This is a genomic window from Streptomyces sp. NPDC050147 (assembly GCF_040660195.1).
Classification (GTDB): Bacteria; Actinomycetota; Actinomycetes; order Streptomycetales; family Streptomycetaceae; genus Streptomyces.
The window spans coordinates 129,168-143,140 of the sequence record NZ_JBFALJ010000019.1 but is presented as its reverse complement, the minus strand read 5'-3'; the positions used below and the strand labels follow the sequence as shown (position 1 = coordinate 143,140).

Here is a 13,973-nt window from a genome sequence, read left to right as displayed (position 1 = left end):
GCGGCGGATGAGCGCCGTTGTGTGGACCGCCGCCGCATCGCTTGCCGCCTGGCTGTGGCTGCTGTTGGGGCAGGGCTTCTTCTGGCGCACGGACCTGCGTCTGCCGCCGCGCCGTGAACCGGACGTCTGGCCTTCGGTCTGCGTCGTCGTCCCCGCCCGTGACGAGGCCGCCGTACTGCCCCAGAGCCTGCCCTCGCTGCTTGCCCAGGACTATCCGGGGCAGGCCGAGATCTTCCTCGTCGACGACGGGAGTTCGGACGGCACCGGGACGCTGGCCAGGTCCCTCGCCGACCGGCACGGCGGCCTCCCGCTGACCGTCGGCTCTCCCGGCGAGCCGCCGCCGGGCTGGACCGGCAAGCTGTGGGCCATGCGGCACGGCATCGGCCTGGCACGCGCGCGTGCGCCCCGCTATCTGCTGCTCACCGACGCGGACATCGCCCACGAGCCGGACTCCTTGCGGGAGTTGGTCGCGGCGGCGGAGACGGCCGGATTCGACCTTGTCTCGCAGATGGCGCGGCTGCGCGTCGCGAGCATGTGGGAGCGGCTCGTCGTCCCGGCGTTCGTGTACTTCTTCGCGCAGCTGTATCCGTTCCGGCGGATCGCCAAGAGGGGCGCGCGGACGGCCGCGGCCGCCGGCGGATGCGTCCTGCTGAGCGCGTCGGCAGCCGAGCGCGCGAAGATCCCCGACTCCATCCGGCACGCGGTGATCGACGACGTGACGCTGGCCCGGGCGGTGAAGCGTTCGGGCGGCCGCATCTGGCTGGGCCTCGCGGAGCACGTCGACAGCGTGCGTCCCTACCCCGGGCTCGGTGACCTGTGGCGGATGGTCTCGCGCAGCGCCTATGCCCAACTGCGCCACAACCCCCTGATCCTGCTCGGCACGGTCCTCGGGCTCGCCCTGATCTATCTGGTGCCACCGGTCGCGCTGTTCGGCGGCCTGGCCACCGGCAGCGCGGCGACCGCCGTGCTCGGCGGGATCGCGTGGCTCGTGATGACGGCGACGTACATCCCGATGCTGCGCTACTACCGGCAGAGTCTCTGGCTCGCTCCCCTGCTGCCGTTCACCGCTCTCCTCTACCTCCTCATGACGGTGGATTCGGCGGTGCAGCACTACCGGGGGCGCGGAGCGGCGTGGAAGGGGCGGACGTACACCCGCCCCGACCCCGCTCCCGAACGGAACTGATGCGGCTCTGCTACTTCCTGCCGGGCGTCCAGTTCATGCCCCAGCCGTACGCGTAGTCGATGGTGCGCTGCGGGCTCACGCCGCGTTCGGGCACCAGGTAGCGGGCCTCGCGCTGGACGAAGAGGTCGCCGTTCTCGTTCGTGAGCAGTGCCAGCGCGCACACCGTCGACGGCACCGTGCACTCGTCCAGCGAGAAGTCGATGGAGGCGCCGTGCTGCGGCTGCAGGGTGACCGTGGCGTTCAGGTCGGCGAAGCTGCGCGCTCCTTCGTAGATCGTCACGAAGATGACGATGCGCTTGAAGTCCTTGATGTGGTCGAGGTTGACCGTGAGGTTCTCGCCGGTGGACACGGCTCCGGTGCGGTCGTCGCCGTCGAGCAGCAGGTATGGGGGCTGGTTCAGCGATCCGAATGCGTTGCCGAGCGCCTGGACGACGCCCTTGCGGCCGTCGGCCAGTTCGTACAGGGCGCACAGGTCCAGGTCGAGGTCCGCGTGCATGGCCACGGCCCGGCCGAGCTTGCTGGCCCAGCCCTTGAACTGCTTGCGCACCTCCCAGTTGAGGTTCACGCGCATCGCACCGGATGTGCCGCCCTGCTTGGTGAGCGAGACGGACGGCGCTTCCTTGGTGAGCGTGACCTTGGTGAGGCGCACGGGCTGGGCCGCCGGGGCGGCGGCGGGCGGCGGGGTCTGCACGGGGGCCGCGGGAGCCACCGGAGCCGGAGCCGCGGGAGGCTGCGGCGCGGCCGGAGCGGGCGCGGGCGCCTGCTGCGGTTCGTCGACCGAGATTCCGTAATCGGTGGCCAGGCCCTGGAGCCCGCTGCCGTACCCCTGCCCGACGGCGCGGAACTTCCACGCACCCTGGCGGCGGTAGAGCTCGCCGAGGACGAACGCCGTCTCCACGGTCGCGTCCTCACTGTCGTAACGCGCGATCTCGGCGCCGCTGGCCGCGTCGACGACGCGGATGAAGAGACCGGGGACCTGCCCGAAGGTGCCGCTGTCCGTCGAGGCGGCGAGCACCACGGTCTCGACGGCGGGCTCCACGCGCGCGAGGTCCACCACGAGCGCGTCGGTCACCCGGCCGCCGTCGGTCTTCTTGCCCTCGTGGCGCACCGCGCCGGAGGTGTGGACCGCCTGGTTGTAGAAGACGAAGTCGTCGTCCGAGCGGACCTTTCCGGAAGGGGCGAGCAGCAGAGCCGACGCGTCGGCGTCCGGCACCCCGGCTCCTGAACCCCATCCCAATTCCACGCGCACGGCTGGTGCCGGCACGGCAACATTCGATCCTTTAGGCATTGTCATGTCCGCCCCCATCGCAAGTGACCACGTCCGGCCGGGCCGCCGTCCCGTTCATGACCAACCTATTACCCGGACCCCCGGGAGGCCCATGTCCACCGCCGACACCCTGCCGCCCGGCCTTCACGTCAACTGTGCGTCAACCGCCGGTAACCCGTACGGAGCTTGGCTTTTACACGATCCCTACGCCGTCGCGCGACCGATTTTTCCTAAGTTCGCTCGCATTGGGGATGTCAGGTCACTACCGACACGTAAAACAACCCTCTTATCGGTCTCCCCAACCAGCACATCAAGGGCTTAACTTATGTGTCATGACCTCCCCCCGCTCCACCTATGGCGGCGGTTACTACTCCGCGCCGTCCTTCCCGGACACTCCGATCTACGACTCCCTTGTCGCCGAGCGGGGTACTCCTCAGATCGCCCCGATCCGGGTCCCCTCCGCGTACGACACGGGCAGTCACCTGCCCGCGCTGCAGTCGGCGCTGCCCGCGCTGCCCGCCGCCCCGTCCCACCACAACCCCTCGTACGGCTACGCGCAGCAGCCCGCACCGCTGCAGCAGGCGCCCGCGCCGTACATCCCGCAGCAGCCATCGGCTCCGCGTGGCTACCCGGGCCCCCAGCAACAACAGCGTCCCCCGGCAGGTACGGGCTACGAGGCCATGCGCCCCGCGGCACCCCGCCCGGCCCCGGCGACGTACGAGGACCCGTACAACCGCCCCTACCGCGGCTACTGATTCGCCCGCCCGCCCCCCTGTCAGTGACTGCTGGCAGGATGGCGGCATGCCGAATCCAGCGCTGCACTCGATCCACTTCTACCCGCTCAAGGCGGTCGGGGGACACGCTCCGCGTGAGGCCGTCGTCGAGCCCTGGGGGCTCGCGGGTGACCGACGGTGGGTGCTGGTGGACAGCGACGGACGAATCATCACGCAACGACCGCATCCGAGGCTGGCGTTGGCCGCCGCCGAGCTCCTGCCCGGCGGCGGCATACGCATGTCCGCGCCCGGCCAGGAGCCGCTGACGGTCGCCGTGCCGCCCCCCGGCGAGACCGCGATGGTGGACATCTGGGGGGACAAGGTCGAGGCGGTGCCCGCCGCCGAGGCGGCGCACACCTGGTTCAGCGCCTATCTGGACACGGACGCCCGGCTCGTCCACCTCGACGACCCCGCGACCAAGCGCCCCATCGACCCGGCGTACGCCAAGGACGGCGAGACCGTCTCCTTCGCCGACGGGTATCCGCTGCTCCTGACCACGCTCTCCTCCCTCGACGCCCTGAACTCGCTCATCGCGCAGGGCGATCACTCCGACGAGGGGCCGCTCCCCATGAACCGTTTCCGGCCGAATGTGGTCGTGGACGGGACGGCGCCCTGGGCCGAGGACGACTGGTCGCGCGTCGCGATCGGCGAAGTCACCTTCCGGGTGGCCAAGACCTGCGGCCGTTGCGTCGTGACCACCACCGACCAGCGCAGCGCGGAGCGCGGCAAGGAGCCGCTGCGGACGCTCGCCAAGCACCGCCGCTTCGGTGACCAACTGGTCTTCGGCCAGAATCTGGTGCCGGAAACGACCGGATCGATCCGGGTCGGCGACGCGTTCACCGTCCTCGATTGAAGGTCGTCCGCACGGGAACTCGAAGGCGCGGCGCGGTCGTTGAGCGTGAACGAGGAGGGTGATGTGCCTCTCTCTTCTTCCCGCCGACGCGTGGGCCGTGCCGTTCGTGGTCAAGACGGACGCGGAAGGGGGTGCAGGACTGTGCGAGCACTCGTCGGGCTCTGGCGCTGGCGGCACAATCCGCTGCGCCGGAAGACCGACCTCGTCGAAGCCTGGGTGGCCCTCGTGGCCGTGCTGCTCATCGCCGTCGCCGTGCCGCTGGCCGGCTTCGCGGTCGGCGGCCTCACGCGAGGCGCCCTGCTCCAGTCGGTGCGGGAACAGCGCGAGGTGCGTCACGAAGTCGCGGGCACGGTGATCAAGAAGGTGTCGAGACCCCCGGTCGACCCCGACCCCGAGACATCGTCCGCGCGCGACAGGCACAGCCGTGTGCTCGCCGAATGGACGGCCCCGGACGGCACCACGCACTCCGGCACGGTGCTCGCGGCCCTGGTGTCCCCCGACCCCGGCGACCGGTTCCGGCTCTGGACGGACGAGCACGGCCAGGTGGTCGGCCGCCCGCTGGACGACGCGACCGCGAGCACGCACGCGGCACTGGCCGGAATCGGCGCCGCCGTGGCGGTCGCCGGACTCGTCGAGGGAGCCCGCCGACTCGTCGTCTGGCGCATCGTCCTGCAGCGCTACGACCGCTGGGACCAGGCCTGGGAGAAAGCGGGACCGGACTGGGGACGGACCGGCACCGGCTTGTGAAGCCCTGATCGAGGCCTCCGCGGCGACTGCCCGGTCCGGTGAGAGAGCGGCGATGACCAGGTGAGAGCCTGGCGATCGGGTGAACTCGCCCTCGCCGCGCGCGCTACGGTGGTCCGGCCGAACTCTTCGGCGCCTTGCGCGAGGTCGTGAGGTCCCGCGTACGACAAGGTGGGGGCAGAGCAACTCCATGGCACAGGGCACGGTCCAGGTGACGCACACCGGTACCTCGCGGTGGCGGCGCCGCACGGGTGAGTACGGATCGCTCGCTGCCGCCTTGGAGGCCGCGAGCGACGGGGACGTCCTCACCATCGCCCCCGGCACGTACCGCGAGAACCTCGTCGTCCAGCGGGCGGTGACGCTGCGCGGCCCCGAGGGCTCCCCCGGCTCCGTCCGCATCGCGCCCGCGGACGGGGTGCCGCTCACCGTCCGGTCGTCCGCCGTGGTGCAGGACCTCCATGTCGAGGGACAGGACTCGGCCGCACCCGCGCTGCTCGTCGAGGACGGGGCGCCCGAACTCATCGACGTACGCGTGGTGACACGTTCCGCGTCGGGCATCGAGGTGCGCGGCGGCGCGCGCCCGACCGTGCGGCGCTGCACGGTCGACAATCCCGGCGGCATCGGCATCGCCGTGCTCGACGGCGGCGGCGGTGTCTTCGAGGAGTGCGAGGTCGTCTCGGCCGGGCAGTCGGGCATCGCGGTACGCGGCGGCGCACACCCCCGTTTCGAGCGCTGCCGGGTGCATCACGCGTCCGGCGCGGGGCTCTCGGTGACCGGTGAGCACTCGGGGCTCGAGGCGATCGGCTGCGAGGTGTACGAGGTCAAGGGTTCGGGCGTGCAGATCACTGGGCGCGCGGCGGCGCATCTGACGGACTGCGACGTGCACCGCACGACGTCGGACGGCGTCACGCTCGACACGGACGCCGTGCTCACGCTCGCCGACTGCCGCATCCACGACATCCCGGAGAACGCGATCGACCTGCGTTCCCGCTCGGTGCTCACCCTGACGCGTTCCACGGTGCGGCAGTTCGGCCGCAACGGCCTCTCGGTGTGGGACCCGGGCACCCGCGTGGACGCCAACCAGTGCGAGATCCACGACAGCACGGGCGACTACCCCGCGGTGTGGGTCAGCGACGGCGCGACGGCCGTCCTGGAGTCCTGCCGGGTGCACGACGTGCCGGACGCGCTGTTCGTCCTGGACCGCGGCTCGCGCGCCGACGTCGTCGACAGCGATCTCTGGCAGGTGCGCAACACGGCGGTGTCCGTGAGCGACGGCGCGACGGCGCAGCTGGACGACTGCCGCATCCGCGACGCCGCCACCGGCGCGTGGTTCCGCGACCACGGCAGCGGCGGGACTCTCGCCAACTGCACGGTCGACGGCGTGCAGACGGGCGTCATCATCACCAAGGGCGCGGACCCCACCATCGAGCGCTGCACGGTCGCCTCGCCCGCGGAGGCGGGCTTCTACGTCTCGGCGGGCGGTCGCGGCAGCCTGCACGGCTGCCGGGTGAACGACAGCGACGGCTACGGCTTCCACGTCATCGACGGCTGCCGTACGACGCTGAAGAAGTGCCGTACGGAGCGGTGCGCGCGCGGCGGCTTCGAGTTCGCGGAGGACGGCCCGCTCGTCGAGGACTGCACCAGCGACGAGAGCGGCGGGGTACGGACCGGTGCGGCCACGGCCCAGGAGGCCGCCCCGCGGACGGCGACGCAGTCCGTGGGGCTGCTCGGCGCGGTTCCCGGTCAGCGCACGGACCCGCCGCCCGCGAGGAGCGAGGCCCCGCAGCCGCCGTCCCGCTCCTCCAAGGACGTGCTCGGTGAACTCGACACGCTGGTCGGCCTGGAGAGCGTCAAGCGCGAGGTGCGTGCCCTCACCGACATGATCGAGGTGGGGCGGCGCAGGCAGCTCGCGGGGCTCAAGGCCGCGTCCGTACGCCGTCACCTGGTGTTCACCGGCTCCCCCGGCACCGGCAAGACGACCGTGGCGCGGCTCTACGGCGAGATCCTCGCCTCGCTCGGCGCCCTGGAGAGCGGGCATCTCGTCGAGGTGTCGCGGGTCGACCTGGTGGGCGAGCACATCGGGTCGACGGCGATCCGCACCCAGGAGGCGTTCGACCGGGCGCGCGGCGGTGTGCTGTTCATCGACGAGGCGTACGCGCTCTCGCCCGAGGACTCCGGACGTGACTTCGGCCGGGAGGCCATCGACACGCTGGTGAAGCTGATGGAGGACCACCGCGAGGCCGTGGTGGTGATCGTCGCGGGCTACACCGCGGAGATGAAGCGTTTTCTTTCCGTCAACCCCGGTGTGGCGTCCCGCTTCTCACGGACCATCACGTTCGGTGACTACGCCCCTGAAGAGCTGCTCCGGATCGTCGAGCAGCAGGCCGAGGAGCATGAGTACCGCCTCGACACGGGGACGGGCGAGGCCCTCCTGAAGTACTTCACGGTTCTTCCGAAGGGTCCCGCGTTCGGCAACGGCCGCACGGCGCGCCAGACGTTCGAGGCGATGGTGGAGCGGCACGCGGGGCGGGTCGCCCAGTTCGAGGAGCCGAGCACGGACGACCTCACCCTGCTGTATCCGGAGGATCTGCCGGAGTTGCCGTGACGTTCGCGGGGCGCCCGGGGGCTTCCCCGGTCTGTGGGCGCGGGGCGGGCACGGCGGTCTTGAGCCGGGCGAGCAGCCGGGCGCGCTCCTCGGCGAAGACCGGGTCCGCCTGGTAGTCCCCGTGGCCCAGGATCGGTGCGGGCAGCGGATGTTCCTCGGTGCGTCCGTAGACCAGCGGGTCCTTGAGGGCGTCGTGGTCGACCTTCGGTCCGTCGTCGACGGGCAGGACCCGCACGGGGCCGCCGATCGGGTCGGTGGTGCGGTACAGGTTGCGCCAGCAGTCGACCTCGCGGTGCAGCGAGCCGAGGGATGCGGGGCCGAAGTGGGCGGGGAACCACCGGCCGTAGAGGCGCTCCAGGGGCGAGCCGTAGGTGAGGAGGGCGACCCTCTTGCGGACGGACGGCCACAGCTGCCAGGCGGCCGCGGCGGCCAGGACGCTGCCCTGCGAGTGGCCGGAGATGACGAGCCTGCCGCCCGTGGCACGGGTCGCGCGGGTCCAGGTGTGCATGCGCCAGGTGAGGTCGGGAACGGCACGCTCGGCGTAGCAGGGCGGTGCGAAGGGGTGGGCGGCGCGCGGCCAGAAGGTGCCGACGTCCCACAGGATGCCGATGGTGCGGCGGGCGGAGGGGTCGCGGTAGGCGCGGCGGCCCCACGTCACGAACAGTATGAAACCGAAGCCGATCAGCCAGGAGCCGAGCGCCTGCGAGGTCTCGGCCGCGCCTTCGAAGAAGAGCGGCAGCCCTTGCGCGGCCTTGCTCGGGACTTCCTCGCTCACCCAGGCGCCGACCAGCGCCCCCGCGCCCAGGAGCAGGGTCACCGCCGAGGTGATGCCCACGAGGAGCGGGGCGCGGTCGGTGAGGGCGGCACGCGCGCGTGTGCCCGCGATGCGACGGCTGCGGGCGGAGTCCTTCGGCTCGCCCGGGTATTCGAGCGGGATCTTCGCCCGGTCGTGGCGTGCCCGCCGCCAGCTGCGCAGGCCGAGCCAGCCACAGAGCGCGGCAAGGACCACGAGGAGGGGCGGGATGACGGATGCCTGCCAGGTCAGGAGCACGGGCGGGCCGTCGATGGTGCCACCGGAGCCGGGTTCCCCCGCGCCGTCGAGCCAGTCGGCGACGCGCTGGGCGCCGCCTCCGGACATCACGCCGCCGAGCGCGCAGGCGAGCATCGCGACGGCCGGGCCCGCGAAGCCGCGCAGGGCGGTGCGCGGGTCGGGGGCCGTGCGATAGAGGGCACGGGCGACCACCGCGAGGGCGATGACCAGGAGCCCCTGTACCAGGGCGATGCCCCCGAAGGTCGCGTTGCCCGGCAGCCTGCCCTCGGAGGTCCAGTCGGGGCGTGACCAGCCGGCGTACACGAGCGTCAGGGCGAGCAGGGTGAGCGCGCCGAGCGGCAGCCTGCGGATCAGTCTCTCGTCGAGGTGCCGGTCGAGCTTGTTCTCGCTGCGGCCTCTGCGCCAGACCACCAGGGCGACGGTGCCGCCTCCCAGGACGAGCGTCACGACGAGGATCCAGCCGAGGGCGTCGAGCAGCGCGGGCCCGCCGGGCCGCCGGTCGTGGCGCGCGGCAGCGGCGCCGACCGCGGTGGCCACCGTGAGAAACCCGGCGGCGGTGTGCGCGGCGCGCAGCCGGGCCACGAGCCGGCGCCCGTACCAGAAGCCGGGCTTGCCGAGCGCGGCACGCCCGGCCTCCTCCTCGGGGTCGTCCTGGTGGGGCAGCGGCGTCTGGGACTCGTACGCGCTCCAGGTGCGCTGGGACAGGTACCAGAGCAGCCCGGTGAGGGCGGCCGGCAGCACGGCGGCGAAGGCGAGGCGGCGTCCTGGCTGGCTCCACCAGCCGCCGTGCCCGGAGGCGTCGGTCGCGAGGAAGCCGAGCCAGGAGCGGTCGGCGGCGCACGCGGGAGTGCCGGCGCACTGCCAGGCCGTCAGGTCGATCGCGACCTCACAGGCGGCGGCGACCAGCAGGACGGTGAGGGTGAGGCCGGTCAGGCGCACCAGGAGGCCGTACATCCGGACGGTCCTGCGCCTGCGCCTGGACGTGGGGCGCATCCAGTGCGCGAGGTTGACCACCATGAACGGCAGCAGCAGGAGCCACAGGGCCCGCGAGCCGTTGCCGGAGGTCAGATTGCACCAGACGTACGCCTCCGGAACCGGCTTGCCCCGGTAGTCGTCCGGACGTTTCTCGGCGTCGGCGTCCTCGGCGCGGCGGAAGACGGCCGCCGTCTCGTCACCGGAGATCCGGACGGTCCTCGGATCGCCCAGCATCTCTTCGGGTGTCGTGCCCCCCACTCCATGGACGAGGAGTTCGAGAGCCGTCTCTTCTCTGTGGTCAGCCGCCACTGTTCGCTTCCCCCGGTGTGCGCGTGGTCAGGGAAGCAGGATCTCCACTCCTGACCCCGTCCACACCCCTCCTCACGTAATCTCCCCGTTCCGGGTGACAGCACGGGATCGGGCGGTGGGCCGCCTGTCGGTGGCACATGCGAGGATGAGGCAGCGCGATGGACGGGCGCGACGGGTGTGACGAGGCAGAAGGGCCGGGACGGACGTGAGTGAGAATCAGAACCTCCTCGCGGAGCAGCGCCGCGCCTTGATCCTCGATGAGGTACGCCGCCGGGGCGGGGTCCGGGTCAATGAACTGACCCGCAAGCTGGGTGTGTCGGACATGACGGTGCGCCGCGATCTCGACGCGCTCGCCCGCCAGGGCGTCCTGGAGAAGGTGCACGGCGGTGCCGTCCCGGTGGTCGAGGCGAGCACGCACGAGCCGGGGTTCGAGGCCAAGTCGGGTCTTGAGCTGAACGCCAAGGAGGACATCGCGCGCACCGCGGCCTCCCTGGTGGCGCCGGGCACGGCGATCGCGCTCTCCGGCGGCACCACGACGTACGCACTGGCCCACCATCTCCTGGACGTGCCCGATCTCACGGTGGTGACGAACTCGGTGCGCGTCGCGGATGTCTTCCACTCCGCGCAGCGCACCTCGGGCCAGCGGCAGGGGGCGGCCACGGTCGTCCTCACGGGCGGTGTGCGCACTCCGTCCGACTCGCTGGTCGGCCCGGTCGCCGACCAGGCGATCGGCGCGCTGCACTTCGATGTCCTCTTCCTGGGTGTGCACGGCATATCGGCGGAGGCCGGTCTGTCCACGCCCAACCTCGCGGAGGCGGAGACCAACCGGCGTCTTGTGCAGTCGGCGCGCCGCGTCATCGTGGTCGCCGACCACACCAAGTGGGGCACGGTGGGCCTCAGTTCGTTCGCCGGCCTGGATCAGGTCGACACGCTCGTGACGGACGCGGGGCTGCCCGCCGAGGCGCGGACGGAGATCTCCGAGCGTCTGCGGCGCCTGGTGATCACGGGCGAGCCCGAGGAGACGGCGGCCGACGAGCGGGCCGAGCACGGCGTGGAAGCCGGGCGGACGGGGAACGCCGGGAGCACCGCAGACATCTGACGGCCCGCCAGCTAAGGTGTCGCAAGCCCGGTCAACGACCCGATTCCGCTTGGGGGCTGAGTTCGATGGCACGCCGACTGAAGCCCGTGGGGCTCGCGTTCGCCGAGTCCGCTCCGTTGCGTCTGGTCTTCGCGCGTGAGGTGAGCGCGCCCCCGCAGGCGGTGTACCGCGCGCTCGCCGACGACACGACCGGCTGGCCCGAGTGGTTCACGGCGGTCACGCTGTGCCGCCCCATCGACGGCGCGGACGGCGCGGACGGCGGCAAGGGCCGCGAGGTCCGCCTCAAGGGCGGCACGCGCTTCTGGGAGACGATCGTCGCGGCCGAGGCGTCCGAGCGGTACGCCTACCGCGTCGACGAGACGAACGCCCCGGGCATGCGTGCGCTGCTCGAGGAGTGGCGGCTCACCCCGGCCGGGACCGGCACCCGCGTGCAGTGGACGTTCGCCGCGGACGGCGCCGCGCCTTTCCGCTTCGCCCTGAGAGTCGGCAAGCCGGGCATGGCCCGCGCCTTCCGCGACGCGGTCACCGCGCTCGACCGGCGCCTCGCCGCGGCCAAGGCCTGAGCCCCGCGCGGGGGTATGGGCCCTAGGTCCAGGTTCCGTTCGCCAGGAGCGACTTGATGGCGGTGGCGTACGGCGTGATGTCCAGGCCCTGTTCGGCCAGCCACGCGTCCGAGTAGTACTTGTCCAGATAGCGGTCGCCCGGGTCGCAGATGAGCGTGACGACGCTGCCCGTGCGGCCCTCGGCCACCATCTCGGCGACGATCTTCAAGGAGCTCCACAGGCCGGTGCCGGTCGAGCCGCCCGCCTTGCGGCCGATCGCCTCCTCCAGGGCGCGCACGGCGGCGACGCTCGCCGCGTCCGGCACCTTCATCATGCGGTCGATCGCGCCGGGCACGAAGCTCGGCTCCATCCGCGGCCTGCCGATGCCCTCGATGCGGGACCCGCAGTCGCTCGTGGCGTCCGGGTCGTGGTGGGTCCAGCCGTCGAAGAAGCACGAGTTCTCGGGGTCGGCGACACAGAGCCGGGTGTCGTGCTGCATGTAGTGGACGTAGCGGGCGATGGTCGCCGAGGTGCCGCCGGTGCCCGCCGTGGCGACGATCCACGCGGGCTCCGGGTAGCGCTCAAGGCGCATCTGCTGGTAGATCGACTCGGCGATGTTGTTGTTGCCTCGCCAGTCCGTGGCCCGTTCCGCGTAGGTGAACTGGTCCATGTAGTGGCCGCCGGTCTCGACGGCGAGGGCGGCCGACTCGGCGTACATCGTGCGTGAGTCGTCCACGAAGTGACATCGACCGCCGTGGAATTCGATGAGTCGACATTTCTCGGCGCTCGTCGTGCGGGGCATCACCGCGATGAAGGGCACCCCGATCAGCTTGGCGAAGTACGCCTCGGAGACGGCTGTCGAGCCACTGGACGCCTCGATGACCGGCCGCCCTGGCCGGATCCAGCCGTTGCAGAGGCCATAGAGGAAGAGCGAGCGGGCGAGGCGGTGCTTGAGGCTGCCGGTCGGGTGGGTCGACTCGTCCTTCAGATACAGGTCGATGCCCCATTGTTCCGGCAGTGGAAAGCGCAGCAGGTGCGTGTCGGCGGAACGGTTGGCGTCGGCCTGCACCTTGCGCACGGCCTCTTTGAGCCAGGCCCGGTACTCCGCGTCGCTGCGGTCCACGTCGAGCGTGGTCATCGGCTCGTCGGCTTGATCCTGCTGGGTGGTGCTCATCGGGCGGCTCCTTGGCGTCAACCTGGCCGCGCTCGAAGCGGGCTGGACCCCTCGATCATAAGCACCTGACGCACGCTTCTCACCTGCATAAACACACCTTTGGGCACCTCAAAGGCACACCTGGCACAGTCGGCTGGCACCGAGGCACGGCACACTGGGCAAAGGATGTGGTCCGGTTGTGACCACGTCTTCATACGCACTGGTGCTCGACGTCTGGTGCGTGCAGACTGCACCGCACGGGCAGGCGGTCCCGTATGGAACGACATACCGAAGCACTCAAGGGGGCGGAACATCATGGCGGAGCCGGAGTTCACGGCCACAGGCGTGCGGATCGGACGACGGCTGCGCTCCCTCACCCGGGCGGGTCAAATTCGTATCACCGACGGCAGGTTCGAGCTGCTGACCAGTTACGGCCGGGAGATCGACAGCGCACCCGTGCAGACGGTCCGGGCCGGCAAGCCGTGGTTCGCCGCCGACGACCGGGCCCTTGCCGAACTGAACGGCACGCGCTATCGGCTCACCCTCGCCGATCACGAGCCGGCGCCCGGCAAGGCAGGGCCGCCCACGGTACGCAGGTTCATCGACGCGGTACGCAGGGCCGGAGGCCGCAGGGCGCGTGGCTGAGGAGGGCGCGAGCTCCCGGCCGGGGTGGCGCGAGTTGCACGCCCGCACCCCCTGAGTCACTCTGGTCTCACATCACTCTGGGTTCATCGGCGATGACGCTGCGAACCAGCCCGTCGGCCGCACACAGCAGCCGGCAGACCCCGCGGCCGCCGCTGAATCCGATCGTCGTCTTCTTCCGGACCGCAATTCGGGGAGCCGCAGCCGTGATCAGCCAGCCAAGCAGGTGTTGCACGGTGGAGCTTCAGGCTCTGCCGTCGCGGATCGGCCAGGTCCGCAGAATCGTATCGGCGCAGTTGCGCTACTGGCGTCTCGATCCGTTGATAGACCAGGCCGCGCTCGGTGTGACCGAGCTCCTGACCAACGTGCACCGGCACGCACAGCCGGACAAGGTGTGCACCGTGGAGATCGAGCTGCTGCTCGACCGCCTCACGGTCTCCGTGCACGACCACGACCCCCGCCTCCCCGAGGTGTCCGACGCGGAGCCGTTCGCGACGTGTGGCCGCGGGCTCGCCATGGTCGCCGCCTTCAGCGAGAGCTGGGGGGTACGCCCCCACGGCGACAGGGGCAAGGCCGTCTGGTTCACGCTCCCGGCCCCTCCGGCCACCGTCACACTGGCATCCACCTACCCGGCGTACGGCGCCGCCGCCGCGGGTCCCTTCGCGGACCTGGGCGCAGGGCCGCGCTCCCTCGCCGACGGGCACGCGCCCGGACATGCTCCCGCCCGGTCGGCCGTTGTCGGCTGACCGGGCGGTGACAGGCTCCGCGGGGCGGGCG

The 13,973-nt window shown here is 71.5% G+C and carries 12 protein-coding genes; 9 read left to right on the top strand and 3 right to left on the bottom strand.

Annotated elements, in window-relative coordinates; genetic code table 11:
• Positions 1 to 7: 7 nt before the first annotated feature.
• The gene (locus tag AB0I94_RS27075; protein ID WP_363312273.1) at positions 8 to 1,183 is read left to right on the top strand and encodes a glycosyltransferase; all 1,176 of its coding nucleotides are present in this window, start codon (positions 8 to 10) and stop codon (positions 1,181 to 1,183) included.
• A 10-nt stretch (positions 1,184 to 1,193) separates the two neighbouring features.
• Here the strand turns inward: AB0I94_RS27075 and AB0I94_RS27070 are convergent, their stop codons facing one another.
• On the bottom strand, positions 1,194 to 2,489 hold the full coding sequence (locus AB0I94_RS27070) for a TerD family protein (RefSeq protein WP_363312272.1): 1,296 nt from the start codon (positions 2,487 to 2,489) through the stop codon (positions 1,194 to 1,196).
• A gap of 293 nt (positions 2,490 to 2,782) precedes the next feature.
• Between AB0I94_RS27070 and AB0I94_RS27065 the strand changes: the two genes are divergently transcribed.
• From AB0I94_RS27065 to AB0I94_RS27050, 4 genes are all read left to right on the top strand, one after another.
• On the top strand, positions 2,783 to 3,205 hold the full coding sequence (locus tag AB0I94_RS27065) for a DUF6643 family protein (RefSeq protein ID WP_363312271.1): 423 nt from the start codon (positions 2,783 to 2,785) through the stop codon (positions 3,203 to 3,205).
• Between the two features lie 46 nt (positions 3,206 to 3,251).
• A complete protein-coding gene (locus tag AB0I94_RS27060; RefSeq protein WP_363312270.1) occupies positions 3,252 to 4,076 on the top strand; it encodes an MOSC N-terminal beta barrel domain-containing protein in 825 nt (274 codons plus the stop codon).
• A gap of 141 nt (positions 4,077 to 4,217) precedes the next feature.
• Positions 4,218 to 4,823: a hypothetical protein gene (locus AB0I94_RS27055; RefSeq protein ID WP_363312268.1), complete on the top strand. Its 606-nt coding sequence runs from the start codon at positions 4,218 to 4,220 to the stop codon at positions 4,821 to 4,823.
• 187 nt (positions 4,824 to 5,010) lie between these two features.
• Complete coding sequence (locus AB0I94_RS27050) at positions 5,011 to 7,425, top strand: right-handed parallel beta-helix repeat-containing protein (protein WP_363312267.1); 2,415 nt, start codon at positions 5,011 to 5,013, stop codon at positions 7,423 to 7,425.
• Here the strand turns inward: AB0I94_RS27050 and AB0I94_RS27045 are convergent.
• Positions 7,385 to 9,685 (bottom strand): hypothetical protein, encoded by a 2,301-nt coding sequence (locus AB0I94_RS27045; protein WP_363312317.1) that lies wholly within the window; start codon positions 9,683 to 9,685, stop codon positions 7,385 to 7,387. The two genes, AB0I94_RS27050 and AB0I94_RS27045, sit on opposite strands and share 41 nt — an antisense overlap.
• Positions 9,686 to 9,965: 280 nt before the next feature.
• Here AB0I94_RS27045 and AB0I94_RS27040 point away from each other — a divergent pair, with 280 nt between their 5' ends.
• A complete protein-coding gene (locus AB0I94_RS27040; RefSeq protein WP_363312265.1) occupies positions 9,966 to 10,859 on the top strand; it encodes a DeoR/GlpR family DNA-binding transcription regulator in 894 nt (297 codons plus the stop codon).
• Between the two features lie 65 nt (positions 10,860 to 10,924).
• Positions 10,925 to 11,422, top strand: coding sequence for an SRPBCC family protein (locus AB0I94_RS27035; protein WP_363312264.1), 498 nt, complete (start codon positions 10,925 to 10,927; stop codon positions 11,420 to 11,422).
• A gap of 22 nt (positions 11,423 to 11,444) precedes the next feature.
• On the opposite strand, the gene AB0I94_RS27030 is transcribed toward AB0I94_RS27035, so the two are convergent.
• A complete protein-coding gene (locus tag AB0I94_RS27030; RefSeq protein ID WP_363312263.1) occupies positions 11,445 to 12,575 on the bottom strand; it encodes a PLP-dependent cysteine synthase family protein in 1,131 nt (376 codons plus the stop codon).
• Between the two features lie 294 nt (positions 12,576 to 12,869).
• On the opposite strand from AB0I94_RS27030, the gene AB0I94_RS27025 reads away from it, so the two are divergent.
• Positions 12,870 to 13,199: a hypothetical protein gene (locus AB0I94_RS27025; protein ID WP_363312262.1), complete on the top strand. Its 330-nt coding sequence runs from the start codon at positions 12,870 to 12,872 to the stop codon at positions 13,197 to 13,199.
• Positions 13,200 to 13,402: 203 nt separating this feature from the next.
• Entirely contained in the window at positions 13,403 to 13,942 is a 540-nt protein-coding gene (locus tag AB0I94_RS27020) for an ATP-binding protein (RefSeq protein WP_363312261.1), read from the top strand.
• Positions 13,943 to 13,973 lie beyond the last annotated feature (31 nt).

Excerpts from the sequence above, each read along its gene's own strand:
- AB0I94_RS27045 (WP_363312317.1), bottom strand. The coding sequence starts at position 9,685 with ATGCTGGGCGATCCGAGGACCGTCCGGATCTCCGGTGACGAGACGGCG.
- AB0I94_RS27035 (WP_363312264.1), top strand. The coding sequence starts at position 10,925 with ATGGCACGCCGACTGAAGCCCGTGGGGCTCGCGTTCGCCGAGTCCGCT.
- AB0I94_RS27025 (WP_363312262.1), top strand. The coding sequence starts at position 12,870 with ATGGCGGAGCCGGAGTTCACGGCCACAGGCGTGCGGATCGGACGACGG.
- AB0I94_RS27050 (WP_363312267.1), top strand. The coding sequence starts at position 5,011 with ATGGCACAGGGCACGGTCCAGGTGACGCACACCGGTACCTCGCGGTGG.
- AB0I94_RS27030 (WP_363312263.1), bottom strand. The coding sequence starts at position 12,575 with ATGAGCACCACCCAGCAGGATCAAGCCGACGAGCCGATGACCACGCTC.
- AB0I94_RS27060 (WP_363312270.1), top strand. The coding sequence starts at position 3,252 with ATGCCGAATCCAGCGCTGCACTCGATCCACTTCTACCCGCTCAAGGCG.
- AB0I94_RS27075 (WP_363312273.1), top strand. The coding sequence starts at position 8 with ATGAGCGCCGTTGTGTGGACCGCCGCCGCATCGCTTGCCGCCTGGCTG.
- AB0I94_RS27070 (WP_363312272.1), bottom strand. The coding sequence starts at position 2,489 with ATGGGGGCGGACATGACAATGCCTAAAGGATCGAATGTTGCCGTGCCG.
- AB0I94_RS27065 (WP_363312271.1), top strand. The coding sequence starts at position 2,783 with ATGACCTCCCCCCGCTCCACCTATGGCGGCGGTTACTACTCCGCGCCG.